This is a genomic window from Sphingomonas sp. AAP5, assembly GCF_004354345.1.
GTDB classification, from domain to species: Bacteria; Pseudomonadota; Alphaproteobacteria; order Sphingomonadales; family Sphingomonadaceae; genus Sphingomonas; species Sphingomonas glacialis.
The window spans coordinates 2723407-2748628 of sequence record NZ_CP037913.1; the positions used below are offsets into that span (position 1 = coordinate 2723407).

Consider the following 25222-nt stretch of genomic DNA (forward strand, 5'->3'; position numbering starts at 1 on the left):
CGCACAGATGCGGACCGTCGCTCATCTTTATCGTTGCCCGGCGCGGCGCATCGGCATCGCATCGATCGTCGCGACCAACGTGGCGCGATCGATCGGCTCGGCACGGCGCAGCGCGGCATTGCCGTCCTTGCCGACCAGGACGATGCCGAACGCCGTCTTGGGCAGCCGCCAGCGCGTCCTGAGCGCCGCCGCGCTATCCGTCGCACCGCGCACGCTATCGCCGGTCACCTCGACGACCGTGACGTCACGATCGCCGAGCTCCTGCGGCATCGCGTCGAGCGAGGCCCGCTGCGCGATGCGTCGCGCATCGGCTTCGTTCGGCGCGGCGACGATCAGCACGCGGCGCTCGTACCGCATATCGGCGACCGTAGCCGCCGCTATCGCCGCCGCGAGCAGCATCACCCGAACGCGCGCTTGATCAGGTCGGTGGTCGACACGTCGAACGCCTGGTCGCCCGCGTCGGCGGCCTTTGCCATTTCCTTGCCGAGTTCGACGCCGAACTGGTCGAACGAGTTGATCCCGAGCAGCACGCCGCTGACGAACACGCGCTGTTCGTAGAAGGCGATCAGCGCGCCGAGCGTGCGGGCGTCGAGATCGTCGATCAGGATCGTCGAGCTCGGCCGGTCGCCCGAATAGCTGCGCGCCAGATCGTCGTTGGGACGGCCCTTCATCAACGCCGCACCCTGCGCAAAGGCATTGAGCAGCAACTGGCGGTGATGATCCTCGGACAGCGTATCGCCAGCCTCGATCACCGCGACGAATTCGACCGGGACCAAATGCGTGCCCTGATGGAGCAGCTGGAACACCGCATGCTGCGCATCGGTGCCGACCCCGCCCCAGGTGATCGCCGCGCTCGGCCGATCGAGCTTCTGCCCGTCGATCGTCGTGCCCTTGCCGTTCGATTCCATCTCGAGCTGCTGGAGGTACGACGGCAACAGCCGCAGCCGCTCGTCATAAGCGAAGGTCGCGCGCGTCTCGGCGTGGCGGACTTGCGTGTAATAGAGATCGGCAAATGCCGCGAGCGCGGGCGCGTTCTGGCTGAGCGTGGTGTGCTGGAAATGCCGGTCCATCTCGGCCGCGCCCTCGAGCAGCTCGGCAAAATTATCCCAGCCGAGCGCGATCGCGGCGGGGAAGCCGATCGACGACCAGAGCGAATAGCGCCCGCCGACCGAATCGGCGAAGGGCAGCACGCGCGTCTCGTCGACACCCCATTCGACCGCCTTGTCGGGATCGGCCGTCAGCGCGATGACGCGGCCATAGGCGTCCTCGACGCCCGCCTCGCCCATCCACTGCAACACCGAATCGGCGTTGGTCAGCGTTTCCTTGGTGGTGAAGGTCTTCGACGCGATCACCAGCAGCGTCGCGGTCGGATCGAACTTCTTGAAAACTTCTTCAAGCGCGGCGCCGTCGATGTTCGAGACGATCGCGACCTCGTATGCGGTATCCTCGCGCCCCAGCGCATCGATCAGCAGGTCGGGGCCGAGCGCCGAGCCACCGATGCCGACGTGGAGCACGTGGCGGATGTCACCGAGCGCACCCGCCGCGATCGCGTCGATCAGCGCGCGCACCCGCGCGTGGAGCGCGGCGGCCTTGGCGTTATCGTCCTCGCCCCCCTCGCCGCGCTCGGCGACGTGCGTGACCGAGCGGTTCTCGGTGACGTTGATGACCTTGCCCGAGAACAGCGCCTCGCGCTTGCCGTGCAGATCCTGGGCCTTGGCGAGCGCCTCGAACGCGGTGACCGCCTCGGTCGTCAGATGCGTCTTCGACCAGTCGAAATGGATCCCGGCGACGTCGACGCTGAAGGTCTCGAGCCGATTGGCATCCTCCGCAAACAGCGTCTCGAGCTTGGGCGAGGGCAAAGCCTCGATCGCGGTCCAGTCGGCAGACATGCAGGTACCTCATCGGTCGTAGGGAGGGAAACGATTCCCGCGCTAGATCGCCCTATCGAGGCGGCATTACAACCACCAGCTTGACGATGTTCGCGCACGGCACCAAACCGCGCGATATGGCCGATCCCACCCCGCTTCGCGACGTGTCGCCGCGCAAATCCGAAACGCGCGAAACGCTCGTCTTCTTCCTCAAGCTCGCGATCGTCGTGTTCGTGTTCCGCAGCTTCGTGTTCGCGCCGTTCAGCATCCCGTCGCAGTCGATGCTGCCGCGGCTCTATATCGGCGACTATCTGTTCGTCTCGAAGTGGAACTACGGCTATTCGCGCTGGTCGCTGCCATGGGGCGTGCCGCTGATCCCGGGGCGGATCCTCGGCCGCGATCCGGCGCGCGGCGACGTCGTCGTGTTCCGCGGCCCTCCGGGCGACGATCATGACGTGATCAAGCGCGTGATCGGCCTGCCCGGCGACAGCGTGCAGATGCGGGGCGGTCAGGTGATCCTCAACGGCCGTGCCGTGCCCAAGGTCAAGATCGCCGACTTCACGATCCCGCTCTCGCCCAATTACCCCGGCGGCAGCGAATGCCCCGCCGAGTTCGAGGACATGGCCGCCGGCAAGCCGATCTGCCGCTACCAGCAATTCCGCGAGACGCTGCCGAACGGCAAGAGCTACGCCGTGCTCGACCGCGGCGAGCAGATCAACGCCGACGAGACGGGTGTCTACAACGTCCCCGCGGGCCACGTCTTCGTGATGGGCGACAATCGCGACGACAGCGGCGACAGCCGTTTCGCGCCGCCCGAAGGCATGGGGATGGTCCCGATGGAGCGGATCGAGGGCAAGGCGGTGTTCTCCTTCTTCTCGACCGATGGCAGCGCCAATTGGGTCCTGCCCTGGACGTGGTTCTCGGCGGCACGCTGGAGCCGCATCGGGGAAGGCTTTTGAGCGCTGACCTCGGCGCCTGGATCGCCGCGAGCCTCGGCCACACCCCACGCGACATCGCGCCGTTCGAGCGCGCGCTGACGCATGGCAGCCAGGCCAAGGCGAATTACGAGCGGCTCGAATTCCTCGGCGACCGCGTGCTCGGGCTGGTGATGGCGGAATGGCTGTTCGAGCTGTTCCCGAACGAGCCCGAAGGCGCGCTGTCGAAGCGCTTCAATGCGCTGGTGACGGGCGCGGTATGCGCCGATGTCGCGCGGGGCCTCGGCGTCGCGGCACAATTGAAGCTCGGCAAGCAAGCGCGCGACGATGGCGCGTCGGACAGCGACAATGTGCTCGGCGACGTGATGGAGGCGCTGATCGGCGCGCTCTACCGTGAGGCCGGGCTCGATGGCGCCCGCCGCGCGATCCGCACCGCCTGGGCCGACCGCGCCAGCCGCGAACTGACCGTGCCGCAGCATCCCAAATCGGCGCTGCAGGAATGGGCCGCGGCGAACAACCGCAAGGCGCCGGCGTACGAAGTGGTCGAGCGCTCGGGCCCGCACCACGCGCCGCGCTTCCGCGTGAAGGCGGTGATCGGGACGTTCGCCGAGGCGGAGGCCGAGGGGAGTTCGAAGCAGGAAGCAGAGACGGCTGCGGCGACGGCGTTGCTGGAGAAGGTGCAGCAGGGGTCACGCGGGTAAGGCCCTTCGACAGGCTCAGGGCGAACGGGTATGTGGGGCTCGCTTTATATAGAGCGGGTCACTTCGATCGGCCTTGAGGATCGGGTTTTGAGTGGGGCACCCCCTTCCCCGTTCGCCCTGAGCCGTCGAAGGGCCCTCGCAACGGGGGAGCGTTGTGGCGTTCTGGACCTACATGCTGCGCTGCGCCGATGGCCGCTACTATATCGGCCACACCGACAATCTCGAATACCGCATCGGCCAGCATCAGTCCGGCCTGACTGGCGGCTTCACCCACACCCGCCGCCCGGTCACGCTCGTGTGGTGTCAGGATTTCCCCTCCCGTCTCGAAGCGCTCGAAGCCGAACGCCGCGTCAAAGGATGGACGCGCGCCAAGAAGGAAGCCCTAATCGCTGGCGATTGGGCGCGGCTTTCTTTACTGGCGCGCAATCGCCAAGATCGAACGAGCCCTTCGACAGGCTCAGGGCGAACGGAGGTGGGGGCGGGGTCCTTCGTTTCCCCCGTCGCCCTGAGCCTGTCGAAGGGCCTGTACCGCCCAAGGACCGCTAATGACCGACACCCCCACCCAGAAATGCGGCCTCGTCGCGATCCTCGGCGCGCCCAACGCCGGCAAGTCGACGCTCGTCAATGCGCTGGTCGGCCAGAAGGTCGCGATTGTCAGCCCTAAGGCGCAGACCACGCGTGTCCGGCTAATGGGCGTCGCGATCGAGGGCGATACCCAACTGCTGCTCGTCGACACCCCCGGCATCTTCGAACCCAAGCGCCGGCTCGACCGCGCGATGGTCCAGGCCGCGTGGGGCGGGGCCGACGGCGCCGACGTGCTGGCCCTCGTGGTCGATGCCAAGGGCGGGCTGGGCTCGAAGGTCACAACCATCGCCGAGGCGATCGCGCATCGCCCCGAACCCAAATATCTCATCCTCAACAAGGTCGATCTCGCCGACAAGGGCAAACTTTTGCTCCACGCCGAGAAGCTCACCGCGATGGTGCAGTTCGACGAAATCTTCTTCGTCAGCGCATCGACCGGTGACGGCCTGCCCGAATTGAAGGCACATCTCGCGAACCGGATGCCCGACGGCCCGTGGCATTTCCCCGAGGATCAGGTGTCCGACGCGAGCGAGCGCAGCCTCGCCTCCGAAGTGACGCGCGAGCAGCTGTACCTGCAGCTCCACGCCGAGCTGCCCTATGCGTCGACGATCGAGACCGAGCAGTATCTCGAGCGCGAAGACGGGTCGGTCGAGATCCACCAGCAGATCCTGGTCGAACGCCCGACGCAGCGCGCGATCGTGCTCGGCAAGGGCGGCGCGCGGATCAAGGAAATCGGCGCGCGCGCACGGACCGAGCTCGCCGGCATCATGGGTCGCCCGGTGCATCTCTATTTGCACGTCAAGGTTCGTCCCGGCTGGGACGACGAACGCGACGTCTATCGCGACATGGGGCTCGACTGGGTCGATTGATCCTCGCGCCCATGAAAACCCCGCGCCGCAAGCTGCGACGCGGGGTTTTGCACGCGAACGTCAGGGCTTAGCGGTAGCGCCAGCCGCCATGGTGGCGATAGCGGTTCTGCCAGTAGCGGCGACCGTCCCAATAGCCGCGATCGTAGCGGCGACCGACGATCAGGCGCGGGCCACCGCGATAGACGGGCCCACCGACAAAGGCAGGCCCGCCACGCATCACGCGGCAATGGCCAGCGGGACCGCGAAACGCGCCACGACCGCAGCCGTCGCGCGCGTCCGCAGCGGTAGTGGTGCCGAGCGTTGCAGCCCCGGTGAGGAGGATGGCGGCAAGAAGCTTTTTCATGAGACCCTCTCGATATAGCGTTAGAGCAAAGCCCGTCGGGCTGACCTCACAAACGAGAGGGGCGGCAACCCGTTCCAAAATGGCCATGCCGGGCCTGCTCGCTCATCCCGCCAGCATCGCATCGACCCAGTGCGGCACCAGGCTTCCCGCCGCGCCGAGCCGCGTTTCGTGGAAGAACGCGCTTCCCGCCGATCGCTCGAGATTGAGCTCGAGCGTCCGCGCGCCGGCATGCCGCGCGCCCTGGACGAAGCCCGCCGCTGGATAGACCGCGCCCGACGTCCCGATCGACACGAACAGGTCCGCCGTCCCGAGCGCGCGCTCAATCGTGTCCATCGCATACGGCATCTCGCCGAAAAAGACGATGTCGGGGCGGAGCGCCGCCGCCCCGCACGCCGGGCACGCCGACCCCGGCGGCATCGCGCCAAGCCAGCGCATGTGCGCACCACACGCCGCGCACAGCGCCGATTGCAATTCGCCGTGCATGTGGAGCAGCCGCTTGGCCCCGGCGCGCTCATGCAGATCGTCGACGTTCTGCGTCACGATCAGCAGATCCCCACCCCACTCGGCATCGAGCCGCGCCAGCGCGTGATGCGCGGCGTTGGGCTCGACGCGCGCCAATGCCGCTCGCCGTGCATCGTAGAAGCGGTGGACGAGCTCGGGATAGTGCGCGAGCGCCTCGGGCGTGCAGACATCCTCGACGCGGTGCCCCTCCCATAGCCCGCCGGGCCCACGAAAGGTCGCGATGCCGCTTTCGGCCGAAATACCGGCACCGGTGAGAACGACGATGCTGCGACTGTCCTGCATCATCGAGGTTTAGCCGATCGGGCTGGAAGCTGCTATTCTTGCTGCAACAAAAACCGCGCTCGCAGTAGCCGTCCTTGCAATCCGCGGCGAAGCACGAGCCTGGGGCAATTCGCGCATGGCATGTCGCCCGGCCATTGGCTAAGGCCGCCGCGAACCTATCGGAAGGGAATGTGCGTGACCGCGATCGGGATCATTGGCAGCGCTGGGCGCATGGGGCATGCCTTGGCGGCGATCGTCCCCGATCTGGGCGCGACGCTCGCCGGCGGGATCGATGCGGGCGGTGATCCCGCGGCGCTGGCGCACGATTCGGACGTGCTGGTCGATTTCTCCTCGCCCTCGGCGCTCGAACGCACGCTCGCCGCCGCGCGCCGGACGGGAACGCCGATCCTGATCGGCACGACCGGCCTCGCTGCCACGCACCACGCGATGATCGACGCCGCCGCGGCCGACATCGCGGTGCTGCAAACGGGCAACGTCTCGCTCGGCGTGACGCTGCTCGCCAAGCTCGTGCGCGACGCCGCCGCGCGGCTCGGGCCCGAATGGGACATCGAAATCTCCGAATTCCACCATCGCCACAAGGTCGATGCCCCCTCGGGCACGGCCTTGCTGCTCGGCGAAGCGGCGGCGGCCGGCCGCGGCATCCCGCTCGCCGAAGCGCGCGTCGCGGACCGTGCCGGGCTGACCGGCGCGCGTTCCGAGGGGACGATCGGCTTTTCCAGCTTGCGCGGCGGCTCGGTCGCGGGGGACCATCAAGTGATTTTCGCCGGCGAAGGCGAGCGGATCGAGCTCGGCCACCGCGCCGAGAACCGCGCGATCTTCGCGCGCGGCGCGATCACCGCGGCGCTGTGGCTCGTCGACAAGCCGGCCGGGCGCTACGGGATGGACGAGGTGCTCGGCGTGTGAAGCGCGCCGACATCGTCGAGTTCTACGCGCGGCTCGCCGCCGACAACCCGCATCCCGAGACCGAGCTCGAGGCGGGCAACCCGTTCCAGCTCGTCGTCGCGGTCGCGCTGTCGGCGCAAGCGACCGATGTGGGGGTCAACAAGGCGACGCGGCGACTGTTCGAAACGGTGACGACGCCGCAGCAGATGCTCGATCTCGGCGAGGATGCGCTGAAGCAGCACATCAAGACGATCGGCCTGTTCAACACCAAGGCCAAGAACGTCATCGCGCTCTCGCAGCGGCTGGTCGACGTCTATGGCGGCGAAGTGCCGAACGACCGCGACGCGCTCGAGACGCTCCCCGGCGTGGGGCGCAAGACCGCCAATGTGGTGCTCAACGTCGCGTTCGGCGCCGAGACTTTCGCGGTCGACACGCACATCTTCCGCGTCGGCAACCGCACCGGCCTGGCGCGCGGCAAGACCCCGCTCGCGGTCGAGCTCAAGCTCGACAAGGCGACCCCGCAACCGTTCCGGCTCCACGCGCATCACTGGCTGATCCTGCACGGTCGCTATGTCTGCAAGGCGCGGCGGCCCGAATGCTGGCGCTGCATCGTCGCCGATCTCTGTGCGTTCAAGCCCAAGACGCCGCCGCCCAAGGCTGCGCTGCCGAAGGAGCCCTGACATGCGCCTGCTGTTCGCCGCCCTCACCCTCGCCGCCTTCGCCGCCCCGAGCGTCGCACGCGACCGCACCCCCGCCGCGACGCCTGCGGGTGTGCCGCAAAGCTGTATCCCCCTCGCATCGATCCGCGAAACGCACGTGCGCGACGACCGCACGATCGATTTCATCACGAGCGGCAAGGTCGCCTATCGCAACACCCTGCCCTTCGCTTGCCCGAGCCTCGGGTTCGAAGAGCGCTTCAGCTACGCGACGAGCCTCAGCCAGTTGTGCTCGACCGATACGATCACGGTGCTGTATTCGGGCGCCGCCTTGTCGCCCGGCGCGACATGCGGCCTCGGCCAATTCCAGCCCGTGACGCTCGCGCGCAACTAGGGCTGGCGTCCCCGCGCGGGCTTTGCTAGTCGGAGCTCCAGGCACCCGTAGCTCAGCTGGATAGAGCGCTGCCCTCCGAAGGCAGAGGCCACTGGTTCGAATCCAGTCGGGTGCACCACAAAATCAATGGCTTAGCTGCGTGCCGAGGTCGCTGTACGGATAACGTACGGAAAATGCCCTCGGACAAAATGCGATTAAACGAGCTCGCGCTAGGACGATTCCTCGGGCACAACCCGGTGGAACTCACCCGGTGTGGCCTTCCCCCACAGTCAAATACCAATTCGCGGGTTACACCGGCGCACTCTGTACTGAGTGCCACCGGGGCCGCTGAGGCGGCAAGTCGCGTTACCTTAGGCCAGATCGATCGGGGGTCATCGGCCCGAATGCCGCTCTGAACGGAGCACTATTCTTACACGTCGTTTGACCCACGACCCGCCATTACAGGGCGGCCTCCAGCACTCCATCTTTTGACATTCATTAATCTTTCGCGTTTGCAGACGTTCGCGGTCCGACAAGCGATTTCGTACTCAAAGTTTCGTAGGTGAACAGCGCCAGATGTTGAATAACGACGGCCTGCTGTTGGTCAGCGCCGAGCCGCGTTGCATGCGGGAACGCCGGTAAGTGATGGACGTCGGGTCAAGCTCTTGGAGATGGCAAGTCGAGGCGAGCGGTCGTTCGTGCAGCTTGTCGGATACACCGCTATTTGCGCAGGCCACGCTTTATTATAAGTGTGTGTCGAAACGTAGTTGGAGAAACGGGCGGTGGGCGGATCATCAACATATCATGCGAACGCAGCCGCTGAGCGGACAGCTGCGGAACGGGAGCTGCTACCGTTACGTCGTCTACAACGCCAACGATCTGCGGAGCGTTGGGATTGCATGGCGCGCCAGGCTGAAGAACTCGAGCGCCATTCGGCGTTGAATGCGGCTAGTCGCAATGAGCAACCTCATTACCAGTCGTTCAAGTTTCGACAGGCCTAGCCTTATGAAACGTTGAGCACAGCTAGATGTGGCCGCGGGCGCGACGGCGGAGAGCAAAGCCGTCGGATAGCCACCTTGTTTCTCCTCCGGGAAATTTAGCACCGGAGCGCGGCCCTGCGGATGTCAGATTTCAGGCACCGTCGGCTGAACCACCAAGTGATGAATACTGGTCACCAGCCAGCTGCAACGGGCGGCGGCTTGACGCAATTACGGTCACTCGCGGGGCCCTTGCCGGCTTCTGAAACCGGACGCTGGTTCATCACGCCTTACTGGTGGCTCGGAAAACAAACCTTTTAGCGCCGATATGTAGATACAAAAACCACATCGCTGAATTTTGCCTACTAAAGGCGCGAGCCGCGCGAGATGCCAACAGTTGCACCTGACCTAGTTGTATTCGGCAACACGCATGCAATTCCGCCCCGCAGCTTTGGCCGCGTAAAGCATCGCATCGGCTTGCTTCAACCAAACCGCGAACGAGGTGGTACCGGATGTAAAATTAGCCAAACCGAAGCTGGATGTGACGTGAAGCGTTGCGGAATTTTCGAGAACTATTGGGTGTGCGGCGATAGCCTGGCGCAAACGTTCCATGGCAAAACCCGCGTCATCGCCGGTCGTTTCCGGCAGTAGAACCGCAAACTCCTCGCCCCCCAAGCGACCAAAGACATCGATTGGGCGAAGAGTAGAACTTATGACACTAGATAAGGCTCTCAGAACCTGGTCCCCAGCTGCGTGGCCGTAGGTATCGTTAACCAATTTGAAATGATCGAGGTCGATCATCACCAGCGTGCCGAAGCGGCCATTACGGCGAGCGCGCGCTATCTCGCGCTCAGCTTGTTCGACAAACCCACGACGTGTGAGCGCGCCGGTAAGCTGATCCACCTGCGCTATCAATCGGAGCTCGAGCTCATCGCACACTATGCTTGCAAAGTTGGAGAGAATGGCAACGTCCGCCGGGCTGAAACGGCGCGGCCGCGTGTCCATCGCGCATAGCGATCCGACATTGTAGCCCTCCGGCGTACGCAGCGGGATACCAGCATAGCTCTTGACGTAAGGCGGGCCCGCTACAAGCGGGCTGCCGGCAAAGCGCGGATCGCGGTCCGCGTTTTCCACAATCAGAGGTTCGCGTTGCTGAATCGTATGAGTGCAAAAAGAAACCGAGCGGGGAGTTTGATCCGTGTCCAACCACGCTTGGCTTTGAACCACTGGCGGTCACGATCGACGAGAGTCACCGTTGCGATCGGTACGGCAAGTACCGTTCGTACGAGCGTGACGATCTTCTCGAATGGCTCCTCAACTGCGGTGTCGAGCACGCCGAGCCGCTGGAGCGCAGCAATGCGCGCCGGCTCGTCGCTGAGCAACGGATCAAACATGACGCTCCTCCTGAATCATGCTGTGGATTGCGGCTGTAAGTTCGTCCGCATAACTGTCGATCAATACACGAACACTAGCGTCTATCGCATCGCCTTCGATTCCGGCGGTACGCATACTGGCGATCAGCGCCTTCAGATGCCCTTGGTGACGCTCCACACTAGGAAGCAGCTTCGGCGGAATTTCGAGCGGTTGCGCCGCCGTGGGTGTCGGATGAAGTTGATCGATACGCATGGCCCATCCTTAACGCCGCCGATTTGATCTGCGTTAGGAGCAAGAGGTTAACGCAAACTCAAACTGGGGAATTGGCGCCTGACCAAAGTCCTTAGCTGCACGCAAGGGCGTCTCACTAGCCGTATCATGGCAGCGCTGACCCTATTGCGCACGTCCAGCGCCGCGTGAGCGCTCCCCGAAACCGGCCGTTCGTTCAGATCGGGAGTTTGGAGCGATCTACTAGGCGGCGTGGACAAATTTGAGCCAGTATCTAGCGGCGGCGATATGGATCATGCTGAGGAAGCTTTCGGCGAGCTGGTCGTAGCGGGTGGCGATGGCGCGGTTGATTTTGAGGCGGCCGAAGAAGCGTTCGATATGATTGCGTTCCTTGTAGAGCGAGCGGTCGTGTTCGATCTTGATCCGGCGGTCTGATCGGCCCGGGATGACGGCCTGTATGTTGCGGCGCGCAAGGTCGGCTCGGATGGCGTCGGCGTCATATCCCTTGTCGGCCAGCAGCGCCTTTGGCGCCTGCTCCGGCAGGGCGATCAGCGTGTCATAGGCCTTGCAATCGGCCGCTTCGCCGACTGTCAGGTGGAAGGCGAGCGGTCGTCCTCGGGCATCTGCCAGACAGTGAAGCTTACTGGTGAACCCGCCCCGCGAGCGGCCAAGAGCGCGTCGATGAGCCCCCCTTTTCCGCCCGCTGCCGAGACGTGGGCGCGAACGGTGGTACTATCGATACTGTAATGGCCGCTGTCCGCCATCATCTCGGCCAGCGTGACCGAAACGGCCTCCCAAACCCCGGCCTCGCTCCAGCGCCGAAACCGGCGGTAGATCGTGTTCCAGTTGCCGTATTTGGGCGGCACATCGCGCCAAGGCGTGCCGCAGCGCAGCCGCCAGAGGATGCCGTTGATGATCGAACGGTTCTCTTCGGGCGGTCGCCCAGGCCCACGGCTCGCCGCATCAATCGGCAGCAAGCCTCTCAAAACACGCCATTCCGCTTCGCTCAGATCGCCCCGGCTCAACCCCGCCTCCAAAAGGAAGCCTTGAATCAATCACCGAATCTCGCGTCAACCAATTTGTCCACGCCGCCTAGGGGCGTCGGACCACAAGATAGTCGGTTACCAAGCGCATAATCGTTTAGCACGATTGCGCTACATTTTTGGCTGGATAAAGCTGGTGTCCGGCAACCCGCTCCCAAGCAGCGCAAGCAGCGGGTTTTACCACCGTTTTGGTTTACCGGTTTGCGCATAGCGTCGTCCATCAAGCCGTTGCGTCAGTCAGTCAGCGCAAGAAGCGCGAACGTCGCTAGCCAGTGCTCACCCATATAATCGTCCGCGAGATGGGGCAGCGCGGCTTGGAGGTGTGCGTGGGCGATCAGGCGGGCCGACGTTGGCTCGGGCAGATCGTCGGCGAGGCACTGCCAGCACCAAGCCCGCGCGAGGTTCAGGCCGTCGAGATGGGCGAGGCGACCGTCGCTGCGATCGGTGACGACGGCCGGCGTGCGCAAGCAAGCGGTCGGTGCGCCGTAGGGATGCGGCAGGAAGGCGCCGAGCCACGCCCGAAAATCCGCGCCGAGCACGTCCTGCATCAAGACCGCTTCACACAAAGTCGCGGACAGGAAGTCCTCGCCGCTCGGCTCCCATGGGTGCGCCGCGCGGTCCGCACCAAACCAAAGTCTTGATCGCGCCTCGATCACCCCGACAAGGGCCGCGTCATGCGTTCGCGCCCACCGCAGCGCGTGGATCAGCGCGAAGGCCGTACTGTCATGCTTGCCGCTACGCACGGGATACAAGAGCTTGGGCAAATAGGCGGCAAAGCGCGCGGCGAAGGCCCGCGCAAGCGGCTCCAGCGCCGCGGCCCATGGCCGATCGGGGCGCAACGCGAGCTCGTCATGCAACGCCAGCAGCCAGCCCCAGCCATACGGGCGTTCGAACCCGCCGGTCATCGGTCGATCGAGATAGGCGACCTCGCCCGCCACGCGGTGCGGAACCAGCATCCGATCCGCCAACGCTTCGATCGCGGCTGCCTGGTCCATCGTAGGGAACAGGCGGGCGAGCCGCATCACTTGCCACCAGCCGTGGACGCAACTGTGCCAATCGAAGCTCCCATGGAAGATCGGGTGCAGTGTCGCGGGGAGCGCGAGATCGGCCGGGCCGTTGAGGACCTGATCGAGCTTGTAGGGCCATTCGCGCATCAAATGGCCAAGCGTCAGCGTGGCGAACCGCTCGGCGGTGGCAGCATCGAGCATCAGCGAAATCCCAGCCAGTAGAGCAATGCGATATTGACTACCAAGAGCGGCAGCGCGGTCGGCACCTGCGCGCGGATCACCGCGCCCTTGTCCTTCAGGTCGAGCAGGGCGGCGGGCACCAGATTGAAGTTCGCCGCCATCGGCGTCATCAGCGTGCCGCAAAACCCGGCGAGCATGCCGATTGCGGCGATGACTGCCGGGTCGCCGTGATGGCGGCCGATCAGCAGCGGCATCGCGACCGCCGCGAACATCACCGGAAAGGCCGCGAAGGCATTGCCCATCACCATCGTGAAGGCCGCCATGCCAAGCGCGTAGACGAGCACCGCGCCGATCAAGCTGCCCTCGGGGATCGCGGCGCCGGCAATACCGCCGACGACGTGCCCAACACCGGCGAGCGCGAACACCGCGCCGAGGCTCGCCAGCATTTGCGGCAGCACCGCCGCCCAGCCGACACCATCCATCAGCCGCAGCCCCTCGGCAAACGGCGTGGCGGGGCTCGGCCGGAACCAGGCGTACCCGATCGCCAGCGCGAGCAGGACGCCGCACGTGAGGGCCACCAGCGTGATTTGCTTGGGATCGACCAGCGCGGGCATGGCCTTGAAGGCAAGGGTGCCCAGCATAGCCGTCGCGGGAATGACCAGAGCGGGCAGGAACAGCCGATTGCCGCGCGTGGTCGCGTCCGCCTGTCGCTCGACCGCGCCGGTGGTGCCGCGCGCGCCGCGTCCCATTGCGCCGGTGCCCGCGATTGCGACGAGACCAAGGACGAGGACACCATTCCCGATATCGCCGATCCGGTCACCGATTGTGAAGCTGACCGCAAGCAAGGCGTAGAAACAGGCGCTGCCGAAGCGCTTAGGATTGCTGCGATCGGTCGCGCTCAGCCATGCGAACATCGCGAACATCAGCCCGGCAACGGTGTAGATGAAATTCGTGCCGATCATGTGCCACGCGCCAGGCGGCGGTCGAGCCACCACAGGCGCCCCCCATGGATCATCAGCGCCGCGACCGCCGTCGGGATCGCCCAGAGCGATAGATGCAGCGGCTGGATGACGATGCCATAGCCCTCGAGCACCCCCTTCATCAGCAAGATCGATCCAATTGCAATGAAGATATCCTCGCCGAAGAACAGTCCGATATTGTCGGTCGCGGCGGCCAGCGCGGGGATCGCGTCGCCGCCCGGCGCGACGCCTTGCCGCTCCGCCGCCGCCTCGGCCATCGGCGCGACCAGCGGGCGTACGCTTTGCGCCGGTCCGGCGATCGAGGTCAGGCCAAGCGCGGACGTGATCTGCCGGAACACGAGATAGCCGATCAGCAACCGCCCGACCGTCGCGCCCCGCAATGCCGCGATCACGCCGCGCGCGCGCTCCTGCAGGCCATGGCGTTCGAGCAGGCCGATGACGGGCAAGACGATATAAATCGCACTCACGAAGCGGTTGGCGTTGAACGCCTTGCCGAACGCAGCGAGGATCGCGAGCGGAGCGATCCCCGCGGCAAGGCCGGTGACCAGTGCCGAGACCGCCACGACCAGCAGCGGGTTGAAGCGCAACAGGAAGCCCGCGACGATCACCGCGATCCCGGCCAGAACAAGCATTCAATCGCCTCCGAATCCGCCGCCGCCAGGCGTTTCGATGACGAACACGTCTCCTGCCCGCATGTCCACCTTTGCCGTCGATCCGAGGCGATCGATCGATCCGTCGCTACGCTCGACGCGCGCAGCGCCCACGGCGCCCGCCGACCCGCCATGCAGTCCGAACGGCGGCACGCGGCGGCGATTGGCAAGGATGCAGGCGGTCATATCGGACAGGAACCGAACGCGCCGCAGCCCCCCGTCACCGCCTTTATGCGCCCCTGCACCGCCCGAACCCGGGCGGATCGCGAACGCTTCGAGCAGCACCGGAAAGCGCGTCTCGAAGATTTCGGGGTCGGTCAGGCGGCTGTTGGTCATGTGCGTCTGGATCACCGCCGTGCCGTCATAGCCCGGGCCGGCCCCCGATCCTCCGGCGATCGTCTCATAATATTGGTAGGTCGCGTCGCCGAAGGTAAAGTTGTTCATCGTCCCCTGGCTCGCCGCCATTGCCCCCAGCGCCCCGAATAGCGTGTCGGTGACGACCTGGCTGGTCTCGACATTGCCTGCCACCACAGCCGCCGGGAAGCGCGGATTGAGCATCGACCCTTCCGGCACGCGGATCGTCACGCCGCGCAGGCAGCCATCGTTGAGCGGCACCTCGGTGTCGATCAACACGCGCAGGACGTATAGCACAGCGGCGCGAACGATCGAGACCGGCGCGTTGAAGTTGTTCGGACGCTGCTCGCTGGTCCCGGCGAAGTCGATCGTCATGGTCCTGCCTGCGCGATCGATCCAGATGGCGACCCGGACGACCGCACCGTCGTCCATCGCATAGGTGAAAGCGCCATCGTCCAGCCGGGCGATCAGGCGGCGCGCCGCGGCATCGGCATTGGCCTGAACATGCTCCATATAGGCGCTGACACCATCCGCGCCGTATTCGTCGGCGATCCGCGCTAAGCCAGCCGCGCCCCGCGTGCAGGCGGCAAGCTGGGCTGCAAGATCGGCGATATTCTGGTCGATGTTGCGCGCCGGATAGCGGCCGCTAGCGAACAACGCGCGCAGTTCGGCTTCGCGGAAATGCCCTTCGTCCACCACCAGCACATCGTCGAGCAACACCCCTTCCTGCTCGACCGAAACACTGTCGGGCGGCATCGATCCAGGCGTAATCCCGCCGACATCGGCATGGTGGCCGCGCGCGGCGACGAACCAGTCCGGCGCACCGCTTCCACCCGACGATCCTGCGGCGAAGACCGGCATGATGACGGTGATGTCGGGCAAGTGCGTGCCTCCGCGATACGGCGCGTTCAGCGCATAGGCGTCTCCGCGGCGGATACCGCGTCCGTCGGCATTGCCACCGCGCGCGGCGATGATCGTGCGGATGCTCTCGCCCATCGAACCGAGATGCACCGGGATATGCGGCGCGTTGGCGACGAGATTGCCCCCGGCGTCGAACAGAGCGCACGAGAAATCGAGCCGCTCGCGGATGTTGACCGACGCGGCGGAGCGTTGCAGCGCGGCGCCCATCTCCTCGGCGATGCTCATGAACAGTCCGGCAAAGATCGCCAGGCGGGTGGGGTCGCTTTGCGTGCCGAAGCTGGCGACGCGTCGGGCGGCGACCCGATCGAGCAGCAGGTTTCCGAGATTGTCCACGCGCGCGCGCCAGCCGGGTTCGACGACCGTGGTCGACATCGGATCTATAATCAAGGCGGGCCCTGCGAGCGTATGGCCGGCGGGCACGCCCTCGCGCGCCATAACTGGCGTATCGTGCCACGCTCCCGCCATATGCACCGGCACGATGGTCAGCGGTGCGGCGGCATGACCAGGCAGATCGACCAGCATGGTCTCGACCGGCGGACTCTTCGCGACGGCTTCGGCGACGAGACGATCGACGATCAAAGGTTGCGTGCTCGCAAAACCGAATTGCGCGACATGCGCGCCGTCGAAACCGGCGGTCATCGTCGCCGTGTCCCCAAAATCGAGCTCGATCGTATGTTCGGTCTGGCCGCGACGGAGGTGGACTCGGCGCTCGATAACGACGGCGTCGGGTGCGACGCCCTGCGCCACCAGCGCTTGCTGCGCCTCGTCCACCACCATATCGAAGGCCGAGGCGATCGCCGCGCTGTCCGCGATCCCCGCGCCCAGCGTCCGCTCGCGCAGCACGCGGCGGTCGGCCAGCCCCATGCCATACGCCGACAGCACGCCCGCGAGCGGGTGGATCATCACCTGATCCATCCCCAGCGCGTCGGCGACGAGACACGCATGCTGCCCGCCGGCGCCGCCGAAACAGGCAAGTGTATAGCGTGTGACGTCGTGCCCGCGCGCGACCGAGATTTCGCGGATCGCATTGGCCATGTTCGCCACGGCCACCGCGACGAAGCCTTCGGCGGCGGCATAAGCGTCGAGCGGCAGTTCGGCGAAACGCGCCGCCACTGCCGCTGGGTCGAGCGGCTGGTCGCCCTTCGCCCCGAACAGCGCGGGGAAGAATTCGGGGCGCACCTTGCCGAGCATCACGTTACAGTCGGTGACGGTCAGCGGCCCGCCACGGCGGTAACAGGCCGGCCCCGGCATCGAGCCGGCACTCTCCGGCCCCACCCGTAGCCGCTGTCCGTCGAAGCTGCAGATCGACCCCCCGCCCGCTGCCACGGTATGGATGCGCAACATCGGCGCGCGGATGCGAGCGCCCGCGATCAGCGTCTCGGTATCGCGTTCGTAGCTGCCGGCATAATGCGACACGTCGGTGGATGTGCCGCCCATATCGAACCCGATGATTCGGTCGAACCCGGCCGCGCGCGCGGTCGCCGCCATCCCGACGATGCCACCTGCCGGCCCCGACAGGATCGCATCCTTGCCGCGAAAGCGTGCCCCATCGACAAGGCCACCCGACGATTGCATGAACAGCGCGTTCCGGCCGAGCGCTGCGTGCAGCCCCGCGACATAGCGATCGAGCACCGGCGACAGATAGGCATCAACCAACGTCGTATCGCCGCGGCCGATCAGCTTGATCAGCGGCGCGACGCGGTGGCTGACCGAAATTTGCGTGAAGCCGATCGCCGTCGCGAGCTCGGCCAGCGCCGCCTCATGCGCGCTGAAGCGATAGCCATGCATCAGGACGATGGCGATCGACCGGAAACCCGCCGCAAAGGCCGCCTGCAAACCGGCCTCCGCCGCGTCGCGGTCGAGCGGGGTCACCACTGCGCCATCCGCTGCGATCCGTTCGTCGATCTCCACGACGTCCGCGAACAGCGGTACGGGACGCGCCAGGTCGCGCGCAAAAATGTCGGCCCGCTCCTGGTGTCCGATCAGCAGCGCATCGCCGAAGCCGCGCGTGATCGCCAGGACGGTCGGCTCGCCCTTGCGCTCGAGCAGCGCATTGGTCGCGACGGTCGTGCCGATGCGCAGTTCGAGCGGCACGTCCACGCGCCCGGTCAGGCGCCGGATCGCCTCAACCGCCGCATCGGCATAACGCTCGGGATCTTCGGACAGCAGTTTGGCGGTGACGATTTTTCCGCAGGGCTTGCGCGCTACGACGTCGGTGAAGGTACCTCCGCGATCGATCCAGAACTGCCATGGCACCATCAGTCCGTTTCTCATTTCCGCAGTGAAGGATCAAGCGGGAGATCCTTTGATTGCACCGGCTAGGCCAAGCCGCTTGGCGCATGGGCCGATTTACCGCAAACTGACGCGATGCTGACCCTGCTCCTCCTCCTCGCCCAAGCGAGCGCACCGCAAACCCCTCCGCTCGCCGCCGCGACCGCGCCCGCCGCGCAGACGTCGAGGTGGCCCGCGCGCGAGGCGCAGGTCACCTTTCGCAATTTCCGCTTCAAGTCTGGGGAAACCCTGCCCGAACTCCGCATCACCTACACCACGCTCGGGCAACCGCACCGCAACGCGCGGGGCGAAATCGACAATGCGGTGATGGTGCTCCACGGCACCGGCGGTACCGGCCGCCAGTTCCTCAGCCCGCAATTCGCCGACGAGCTCTACGGACCCGGCCAGCCGCTCGACATCGCGCGCTACTGGATCATCCTGCCCGATGGCATCGGCCACGGCAAATCGTCCAAGCCGTCGGACGGCTTGCACATGCGTTTTCCCCAATACGATTATGACGACATGGTCGAAGCACAGTATCGGCTGTTGCGCGATGCGCTGGGCATCCAGCGGATGCGTCTCATCATGGGCACGTCGATGGGTTGCATGCACAGCCTGATATGGGGGGAGACGCATCCCGATTACGTTCGCGCGCTGATGCCGCTCGCGTGCGAGCCTGTGGAGATCGCCGGGTTGAACCGCATGTGGCGCGAACTTGCGGTTGAGGGGATCGAGGCGGACCCGGCCTGGGCTGGCGGCGACTATCGCGCGCCGCCGACGCAGGGCTTGCGAACTGCCGCGAGCCTGCTGTTCGTAGCGGGGGCGGCCCCGCTCTATTTCCAGTCGCAATATCCGCATCGCCAAGCGGCCGAGGCCTTCGCGAGCGAACGGGTGGCGGCATCGATCGCCGCGACCGACGCCAATGATTTGATTTATCAGATCAACGCGTCGCGCACCTACGCACCATGGCCTCGGCTCGAGGCGATCACCGTGCCGACGACCTGGATCAATTCCGCAGACGATTTCATCAACCCGCGCAACCTCGATTATCCCCGGCAGGCGGTCGCGCGGATGAAGGAAGCTCGCTTCCGGCTCATTCCGGAAACCGCGGAAACACGCGGCCACGGCACACACACCGCGGCGCGCTTCTGGAAGCAGGATCTGGTCGAACTGCTTCAGCGCACCGAGTAATGCGCCATAATCATCACGACCCAGCCTCCGACGGTTAGCGGCGCGCCGCTCGATCCCTAACGCCGCCACGCGTTCATCTCGTAATTTACGTCGTCCGTACGCGTAAAAACGGTAAAGTCACGCAACCGAACCTGTTGAGGCAAACCCGATGCTGAGAGTCCTAGCGAGCTTCCTAGCCCTGATATTGGCGGCGGCGGCGGCGGCGGGGCCGGCGATGGCGGCCGATGGCGACAGGCGTGCTTTCCTGATCAAGAATTTTGCACTGGAGAACGGCAAGGTCCTGCCCGAGGCCAAGCTGATGTACGCGACCTACGGGACACTCAACAGCGCGCGCGACAACGTCGTGCTGTTGCCGTCGCACTACATGGCAGATGCGCATGGCTACGAATGGCTGATTGGCCCAGGCAAAGCGCTCGATCCAAAGAAGTATTTCATGGTCGCTACCGAATTGTTCGGCAACGGCAAATCATCCTCGCCCAGCAACACACCCGCGCCGTTCGACGGGCCGCGCTTCCCGGTCACCAGCATCCGCGACAATGTCGCAGCAGTGCACCGCTTGCTCGGCGATGCGCTCGGCGTGCGGCATCTGCGCGCGATCGTGGGATTTTCGATGGGTGGCGAGCAGGCTTTCCAATGGGCGGTTACGTATCCTGACTTCATGGACCGCATCGTCGTCACCTCGGCGACCGCCAAGACCTGGCCGCATGGCATCGTGCGGCTCGAAAGCCAGATCATCGCGATCGAGAGCGATCCGACCTTTGCAGGCGGCGATTACAAGGTGCAGCCGAAAACCGGCCTCCAGACTTTCGGCGCGATCTGGGCCGGGTGGCTGTTTTCGCAAGCGTGGTGGCGCGAGGAAGCGTGGCGCGCCGGCTCGCCCCCCGGCGCGACCTTCCGCACCGTTTTCGAGGGGCTCTACAAGGATTTCATTCCAGGTGCCGATGCCAACGATTTGATCCTTCAAATGCACACATGGGAGGCACATGACGTCGGTACGTCCCCGGGATTCGGCGGAAATGTCAAAAACGCACTCGCGTCGATCAAGGTGCCGGTGCTCTACATGCCGTCCGCGACCGACCTGTATTTTCCCGTCGACGATGCACGCTACGAGGCCCGCTTTATCCCGCATGTGACCCTGCTTCCAATCCCGTCGCTCTGGGGTCACACGGCGGGTGCGGCGAGCAATCCGGCCGACGCCAAATTCCTGAACGTGCATATCGGCGCGTTCCTGCAGGGAACGGACACGGCACGGTGATGCGACGCGCTATCATCGCCGGGATCACGCTGGCCCGGCAGCTGTGGCGGCCTGCCCTCCTCGCCGGAGCCTTCTTTGCCACACCCGCCAGCGCCACCGCTGTCGAACCGGCCGCGGATCCCTTTACGCTGACGTTGATCGCGCCGGGCGTCTATGCCGCAATCGACGGCCCGGAGGGGCGGTCGGGGTCAAATGCCGGCTTCGTAATCGGCGATGACGGGGTGCTCGTGATCGACAGCTTCTTCGATCCGGAGGCGACCAAGGTGCTCATCGCCGACATCCGCAAGCTGACGCCGAAGCCCATTCGCTACGTGGTCAACACGCATTACCATGCGGATCATGTCGGGGGGGATGCCGTGCTCCGCGCCGCGGGCGCAATCATCATTGCGCACCACAACGTGCGCGGCTGGATACGAACCGAAAATCTCCATCTGTTCGGCGCGCATCCGTCACCGCCCCTAGAGGCGATGGTCAAGTCGCTGGCCCTGCCCGATGTGACGACAGACCAGGACCTGACCATCCGGCTCGGCACCCGAAAAGTCCTGATCCAGCCAGTGCTCGGCCACACCGGGGGCGACCTGATCGTCACTGTACCTGATGCAACGGCCGTGTTCTGCGGTGATATCCTCTGGCGCCATGTATCGCCCAATATCATCGACGGCGACGTTGCGAGTTGGATCAGCACCGTGGCCGGGATGCAGCACGCCAAAAACGCCAGCATCACCACTTTCGTGCCCGGGCATGGAGGAGTGGCGACGCTAAGCGACGTCGCCGACTTCCAGCTCTATCTCGCCGACTTGAGAAGCCTTGTAAGCCGTGCCCGCGATCGTGGATTGTCAGGCAAGGTTTTGGTCGACGCCACGTTGCCCGAGTTCGCACAGCAGCATGGCGACTGGGGGGCATTCGCCCATTTCGCGCCGCTCGAACTCGGTTACATGGACGACGAGTTGGCGGGTCATAAGCGTCGACCGCAACCAGCCGGTCAATAGCGTTGTAACCCAATACCGGTGATTCGCGCGTTGACTTCAGCTTCTCGATATCCGTTCATCAAACGCTGAATTGGCGGTTGCCCCTTGCGGATTACGCGATCCAACGGCATCCCTCCAATCCAGAGGAGAAGTCCGTGCGGATTTTGGCAGTACTTGCAGTTCTCTGCGTCGCATGTCCTGCCGCGGCCGCGCCGCAGGACAGGACCGAGCGGCTGTTGGGCGAACTCGCCGACGCGCCCGGCCCCTCGGGATACGAGGAAGCGGTGCGCCGCGTAATGGTCCGCGAGTTCACGCCACTGGCCGACAGGATCACCTATGACGGCGTAGGCTCGGTCATCGCGCAGCATGGGGCGAGCGGCCCAAAGGTGATGCTGGATGCGCATATGGACGAGCTTGGCGGCATGGTCCGCCGGGTCACGCCGACGGGCTTCCTGTCGATGCAGATGCTCGGCGGATGGCTCGATCAGGCATTGCCCGATCAACGCTGGATCATCATCGGTCGCAAGGGACCGGTGCATGCCGTAACCGGCATTCGCGACGTTCACGTCGTGCCGGCGGACGAACGCACGCGGGTCTTTTCGCGCGACAGCCTGTATCTCGATGTCGGTGCCCGCAACGCTGCCGAAGTTGCGGCACTGGGGATAAGCCCCGGTGATCCGGTCGTGCCCGATTCGCCTTTCGTCGCGCTGCCGGGCGGTCGCTATCTGGGCAAGGCGTGGGATGACCGGGTCGGGTGCGCGGTCGTGATAGAGGCGTTGCGGCGGCTGCGGGCGTCTGGTCACCCCAACCAGCTTTATGTCGCCGCGACGGTCCAGGAAGAAATCGGGCTCCGCGGCGCACGGACCGCCGCCGACCTTATCAAGCCAGATATCGGGATCGCGATCGAAGGGGGAATCGCCGGCGACAGCCCGGGACGCAGCCCCGAAGAGACTCAGGCCGTGCTCGGCGGTGGGCCCGGCCTGTTCCTTTATGATAGCAGTACTCTCCCCAACCGGCGCTTCGTCACGCTAGTCGGCGATGTTGCGATGGCGAAGGGCATCCCGCTACAGCGGGATTTAGTGCAAGGCTATGGCGACGATAGCGCGGCGATCCAGGCGACTGCCGGCGGTGTCCCGACTATCAACCTTGTCGTTCCGGCGCGCTACACCCACGCGCATAACGGGATCATCGATCGCGCGGACTTCGACCGCACGGTGGATTTGGTTGTTGCGCTGATCCAGCGCTTGGACGCGCCGACGGTTGCCAGGTTGCGCAATTTTGCCCCCGATCGCTGAGGGGCCCGTAACGGATTGCGGGTGGCTCGGAACTCCGAACGCCATGGTGACGGGCTAGGCTGGTTTGGTCTCCGGGAAATGCCACATCGCGGTCAGGCCGATCATCAGCGCCACCAGCATATAGTATGCCGGCATCAGCGGGTCGCCGGACAGCCGGATCAGGCCGGCAACAGCGAACTGGGTAGAGCCACCGAATGCGGAGATCGCGACCGCATAGATCAGCGCGAAGCCGCCGGCGCGTCGCGCACGGGGAAGCGCCTCGGCGACAGCGACGAGCATAGTGCCGGTAGAAAGATCGAGGAGGCATGCGAGCACCGTACTTACCGCGTACAGCGATTCCGACGATCGGTAATGTGCCACCCACCAAAAGGCCGGCAGGACCACGAGCGCCAGACCGACAGCGGGGACAATCATCACAGGTCGGCGTCCGAATCGGTCGGAGAGCCAACCGCTCAGTGGGTCGCACAGGACTCCGCCCAGACCGACCAGCATCACGGAGGCGAAGGCAGAGCGCTGGACGATGCCGAGCGTGGTAGAGGCCCAGGTTCCGAGATAGACGAGCACGTAGTTGGCGATCGTCGCGGCGGCGAGCATAAGAAGCCCGCAGAGCACGATGCGCCAGGTGCCTGCCTCCACGACGTGCGGCGGCAGCGCCTCTTCCATCGCCAGCGTCTCGACCAGCGTGCGTCTCGCAGCGAGCGCAAACGGCAGAATTACGAGACCCATCAGCAGCGCGAGACGCCAGCCCCACGCATCCACCGCTGCCGCATCGAGCGTTAGCGACAGAATGACGCCCACAAGCCCGGCGACCATGACGGCGCCATCGGAGCTCATTGCCTGTAGCGACACGTAAAGGCCGCGGCGCTGGATCGGTGCGCTCTCCAGCAGCAATGCGGTACTCGGACCGACCTCCCCGCCAAGCGCGAACCCCTGAAGGAGGCGGAACAGGACGGCGAGAACCGGCGCTGCCATGCCGATTGTCGCAAATCCCGGCGTCAGTGCAAGGCCGCCAACGGATACGCCGATGAGCGAAAACGACACCAGCATGGCGGGCTTGCGTCCAGACCGGTCCGCCATGCGGCCGATGATGAAAGCGCCCAGTGGACGGGTGGCAAAGCCGACCCCAAACGTTGCCAAAGACGCGAGCAGGCTCACGCCTGGAAGGTCGGAAGGGAAGAAGGCCCGGCCGATCTGGACAGCGAAGATCGCATAGACGACGAAGTCGTAGAACTCGAGCGCATTGCCGGCGCAGATCGCCGCGATCTGTCTGCGGGAAAGCATCTTTGGAAACGTGACCGTGTTCACGTCGCCCGCATCCATCATTAAGGTTCCTCGCTATCCCTGCACATCACCGCTTCGCTACTGGTTGGCGCTGCACTCGAATGATCCGGCAAATCGAGGCTATGTTGAACACCGTTGGCGCGACACGCAAGCGCCGAGGCATTTCGTGCTCGGCAGCCCGCGCGCAGCTGGGAACGAGCGTGACCAATCAGCAATGCGATATACCAATGACAAGCTTAGTCGCGGACCCTTCCGACCTCTTCGTGGCCGCGATAAACAAACAGCCGGCATTTCCGGCGCTTTGGTACTTCTTGAACCCTGCCATTCGCTCAATGTCTGATCTCGGGTCTGGTGTCGGATCAAAACGGTTGTCTGCTGAACTGCGAACAATGATGGGGTCGCGCTGGTCCATTCAGATCGGCGGCGAATGGACGCTGGTCGATTTCCGCCTGAGAGTTTTTATGCCCGGCAGCCGCCTTCCCCATTTACCCACGCAGGCGTTTTAGAAGCGCAACCCAAGCCTCTTCCGACCTTGGCCATCGCTGCCTTGAAGGTCCGTATGGAGCGTGAAAAGTGACGCTGCATAGCTGAGGCCGGGCAAAGCACCTGCTGCATCTAAGATGGGTTCCAACAGACGCGAGGGCGCAGTCCCAGCGGTGGACCATAAACCATCGGTAGAGCGGCTCTCCGGCAATGATGGACTGATTGTCGCAGTGGAAATGACATCGCGCGTGGATGTTGGCCTTTCGAGAGACGACATCACCGAGCGAGTGGAACCGGATATTGGCGCCCACGTCACAACGAAAGGTCGGGTTGGTCAGGGTGCGCCCGCGCGCGTTCGCCCGAAACTTTGTCGAGCATCGACTGCGCGATGAATTCCGCGGCGCTCGATCGCATCCGCTCATCAGGCGCCGATAGAACGACGCGAACCCAGCCGGGAGGCGTCAGGACGGTTGCAGCAAGGTCGTCGGGCGTGACGACCGGTTCGGATTGATGATCGAAGCGAGCCATGCCCGCATTAGAACAAATGACGAACAATCTCTCAAGCCGATTCGCTAGGGCGCGATCAACGGACCGTAGATCTCACTGCAATTCCCCCGACCGCTTCGCGGCCGGTACGATCCGATTGCGATCGTTCGGGCCGTGCGTTCCGCATTCCCGCTTCGGACGCTTGTTGAATTGGGTTAAGCAGGATCGTAACCGAGCGTAGCCACTTGGGCGGTGCCGCACAGCA

Annotated in this window: 25 protein-coding genes, 1 tRNA gene and 1 pseudogene; 13 read left to right on the forward strand and 14 right to left on the reverse strand. The window is 65.0% G+C overall.

What is annotated here, in order from left to right; all coding sequences use genetic code 11:
* Positions 1-27 precede the first annotated feature (27 nt).
* On the reverse strand, positions 28-399 hold the full coding sequence (locus tag E2E30_RS12650; RefSeq protein ID WP_206365710.1) for a DUF4174 domain-containing protein: 372 nt from the start codon (positions 397-399) through the stop codon (positions 28-30).
* A complete protein-coding gene (gene pgi / locus E2E30_RS12655; RefSeq protein ID WP_133190351.1) occupies positions 399-1889 on the reverse strand; it encodes a glucose-6-phosphate isomerase in 1491 nt (496 codons plus the stop codon). The genes E2E30_RS12650 and pgi overlap by 1 nt, the downstream gene beginning before the upstream one ends.
* Positions 1890-2005: 116 nt before the next feature.
* Between pgi and lepB the strand changes: the two genes are divergently transcribed.
* The 4 genes from lepB (at position 2006) to era (ending at position 4955) form a co-directional block, all read left to right on the forward strand.
* The gene (gene lepB, locus E2E30_RS12660) at positions 2006-2827 is read left to right on the forward strand and encodes a signal peptidase I (protein ID WP_133190353.1); all 822 of its coding nucleotides are present in this window, start codon (positions 2006-2008) and stop codon (positions 2825-2827) included.
* Positions 2824-3504: a ribonuclease III gene (rnc, locus tag E2E30_RS12665; RefSeq protein ID WP_133190355.1), complete on the forward strand. Its 681-nt coding sequence runs from the start codon at positions 2824-2826 to the stop codon at positions 3502-3504. The genes lepB and rnc overlap by 4 nt, the downstream gene beginning before the upstream one ends.
* Before the next feature lie 172 nt (positions 3505-3676).
* Complete coding sequence (locus E2E30_RS12670) at positions 3677-4168, forward strand: GIY-YIG nuclease family protein (RefSeq protein WP_133192079.1); 492 nt, start codon at positions 3677-3679, stop codon at positions 4166-4168.
* Complete coding sequence (era, locus tag E2E30_RS12675) at positions 4050-4955, forward strand: GTPase Era (RefSeq protein WP_133190357.1); 906 nt, start codon at positions 4050-4052, stop codon at positions 4953-4955. The genes E2E30_RS12670 and era overlap by 119 nt, the downstream gene beginning before the upstream one ends.
* A 67-nt stretch (positions 4956-5022) precedes the next feature.
* Here era and E2E30_RS12680 read toward each other — a convergent pair whose 3' ends face one another.
* On the reverse strand, positions 5023-5298 hold the full coding sequence (locus tag E2E30_RS12680) for a GCG_CRPN prefix-to-repeats domain-containing protein (RefSeq protein ID WP_189677112.1): 276 nt from the start codon (positions 5296-5298) through the stop codon (positions 5023-5025).
* A gap of 102 nt (positions 5299-5400) precedes the next feature.
* Positions 5401-6102, reverse strand: a complete 702-nt coding sequence (locus E2E30_RS12685) for an NAD-dependent deacylase (protein WP_133192081.1) — start codon at positions 6100-6102, stop codon at positions 5401-5403.
* Positions 6103-6276: 174 nt separating this feature from the next.
* Here E2E30_RS12685 and dapB point away from each other — a divergent pair, with 174 nt between their 5' ends.
* The 4 genes from dapB to E2E30_RS12705 all read left to right on the forward strand — a co-directional run bounded on the left by dapB (position 6277) and on the right by E2E30_RS12705 (position 8152).
* The gene (gene dapB, locus E2E30_RS12690; RefSeq protein ID WP_133190359.1) at positions 6277-7005 is read left to right on the forward strand and encodes a 4-hydroxy-tetrahydrodipicolinate reductase; all 729 of its coding nucleotides are present in this window, start codon (positions 6277-6279) and stop codon (positions 7003-7005) included.
* Positions 7002-7664, forward strand: coding sequence for an endonuclease III (nth, locus tag E2E30_RS12695; RefSeq protein ID WP_133190361.1), 663 nt, complete (start codon positions 7002-7004; stop codon positions 7662-7664). Before dapB ends, nth begins: the two co-directional genes overlap by 4 nt.
* A gap of 1 nt (position 7665) precedes the next feature.
* The gene (locus E2E30_RS12700; RefSeq protein ID WP_133190363.1) at positions 7666-8034 is read left to right on the forward strand and encodes a hypothetical protein; all 369 of its coding nucleotides are present in this window, start codon (positions 7666-7668) and stop codon (positions 8032-8034) included.
* Positions 8035-8075: 41 nt separating this feature from the next.
* Positions 8076-8152, forward strand: a tRNA-Arg gene (locus tag E2E30_RS12705).
* 1246 nt (positions 8153-9398) lie between these two features.
* Here E2E30_RS12705 and E2E30_RS12710 read toward each other — a convergent pair.
* The 8 genes and pseudogenes from E2E30_RS12710 to E2E30_RS12740 form a co-directional block, all read right to left on the reverse strand.
* Complete coding sequence (locus E2E30_RS12710; protein WP_335925397.1) at positions 9399-10217, reverse strand: sensor domain-containing diguanylate cyclase; 819 nt, start codon at positions 10215-10217, stop codon at positions 9399-9401.
* A complete protein-coding gene (locus E2E30_RS21185; RefSeq protein WP_335925398.1) occupies positions 10127-10384 on the reverse strand; it encodes a hypothetical protein in 258 nt (85 codons plus the stop codon). Before E2E30_RS21185 ends, E2E30_RS12710 begins: the two co-directional genes overlap by 91 nt.
* A complete protein-coding gene (locus E2E30_RS12715) occupies positions 10377-10616 on the reverse strand; it encodes a hypothetical protein (RefSeq protein WP_133190365.1) in 240 nt (79 codons plus the stop codon). Before E2E30_RS12715 ends, E2E30_RS21185 begins: the two co-directional genes overlap by 8 nt.
* Before the next feature lie 219 nt (positions 10617-10835).
* Positions 10836-11647, reverse strand: a pseudogene (locus tag E2E30_RS21240) (IS5 family transposase).
* A gap of 221 nt (positions 11648-11868) precedes the next feature.
* Positions 11869-12843, reverse strand: a complete 975-nt coding sequence (locus E2E30_RS12725) for a DUF2891 domain-containing protein (RefSeq protein ID WP_133190367.1) — start codon at positions 12841-12843, stop codon at positions 11869-11871.
* Positions 12843-13784, reverse strand: coding sequence for a DUF979 domain-containing protein (locus E2E30_RS12730; RefSeq protein ID WP_133188010.1), 942 nt, complete (start codon positions 13782-13784; stop codon positions 12843-12845). Before E2E30_RS12730 ends, E2E30_RS12725 begins: the two co-directional genes overlap by 1 nt.
* Positions 13781-14434, reverse strand: a complete 654-nt coding sequence (locus E2E30_RS12735; RefSeq protein ID WP_133188008.1) for a DUF969 domain-containing protein — start codon at positions 14432-14434, stop codon at positions 13781-13783. The genes E2E30_RS12730 and E2E30_RS12735 overlap by 4 nt, the downstream gene beginning before the upstream one ends.
* Positions 14435-17986 carry a hydantoinase B/oxoprolinase family protein gene (locus E2E30_RS12740; RefSeq protein WP_206365575.1) on the reverse strand — a complete coding sequence of 1184 codons (3552 nt, stop codon included), beginning with the start codon at positions 17984-17986 and terminating at the stop codon, positions 14435-14437.
* A 108-nt stretch (positions 17987-18094) separates the two neighbouring features.
* Between E2E30_RS12740 and E2E30_RS12745 the strand changes: the two genes are divergently transcribed.
* The 4 genes from E2E30_RS12745 (at position 18095) to E2E30_RS12760 (ending at position 22707) form a co-directional block, all read left to right on the forward strand.
* Positions 18095-19189 (forward strand): alpha/beta fold hydrolase, encoded by a 1095-nt coding sequence (locus tag E2E30_RS12745; protein WP_133190369.1) that lies wholly within the window; start codon positions 18095-18097, stop codon positions 19187-19189.
* 148 nt (positions 19190-19337) lie between these two features.
* Positions 19338-20444 (forward strand): alpha/beta fold hydrolase, encoded by a 1107-nt coding sequence (locus E2E30_RS12750; protein ID WP_133190371.1) that lies wholly within the window; start codon positions 19338-19340, stop codon positions 20442-20444.
* Positions 20444-21433, forward strand: a complete 990-nt coding sequence (locus E2E30_RS12755; protein WP_133190373.1) for an MBL fold metallo-hydrolase — start codon at positions 20444-20446, stop codon at positions 21431-21433. The genes E2E30_RS12750 and E2E30_RS12755 overlap by 1 nt, the downstream gene beginning before the upstream one ends.
* 134 nt (positions 21434-21567) lie before the next feature.
* Positions 21568-22707, forward strand: coding sequence for a M42 family metallopeptidase (locus tag E2E30_RS12760; RefSeq protein ID WP_133190375.1), 1140 nt, complete (start codon positions 21568-21570; stop codon positions 22705-22707).
* 54 nt (positions 22708-22761) lie between these two features.
* On the opposite strand, the gene E2E30_RS12765 is transcribed toward E2E30_RS12760, so the two are convergent.
* The gene (locus E2E30_RS12765) at positions 22762-24030 is read right to left on the reverse strand and encodes an MFS transporter (protein WP_133190377.1); all 1269 of its coding nucleotides are present in this window, start codon (positions 24028-24030) and stop codon (positions 22762-22764) included.
* Positions 24031-24089: 59 nt separating this feature from the next.
* Between E2E30_RS12765 and E2E30_RS12770 the strand changes: the two genes are divergently transcribed.
* Entirely contained in the window at positions 24090-24494 is a 405-nt protein-coding gene (locus E2E30_RS12770) for a hypothetical protein (protein ID WP_206365576.1), read from the forward strand.
* 289 nt (positions 24495-24783) lie between these two features.
* Here E2E30_RS12770 and E2E30_RS12775 read toward each other — a convergent pair whose 3' ends face one another.
* Entirely contained in the window at positions 24784-24999 is a 216-nt protein-coding gene (locus E2E30_RS12775) for a DUF6771 family protein (RefSeq protein ID WP_133190381.1), read from the reverse strand.
* Positions 25000-25222 lie beyond the last annotated feature (223 nt).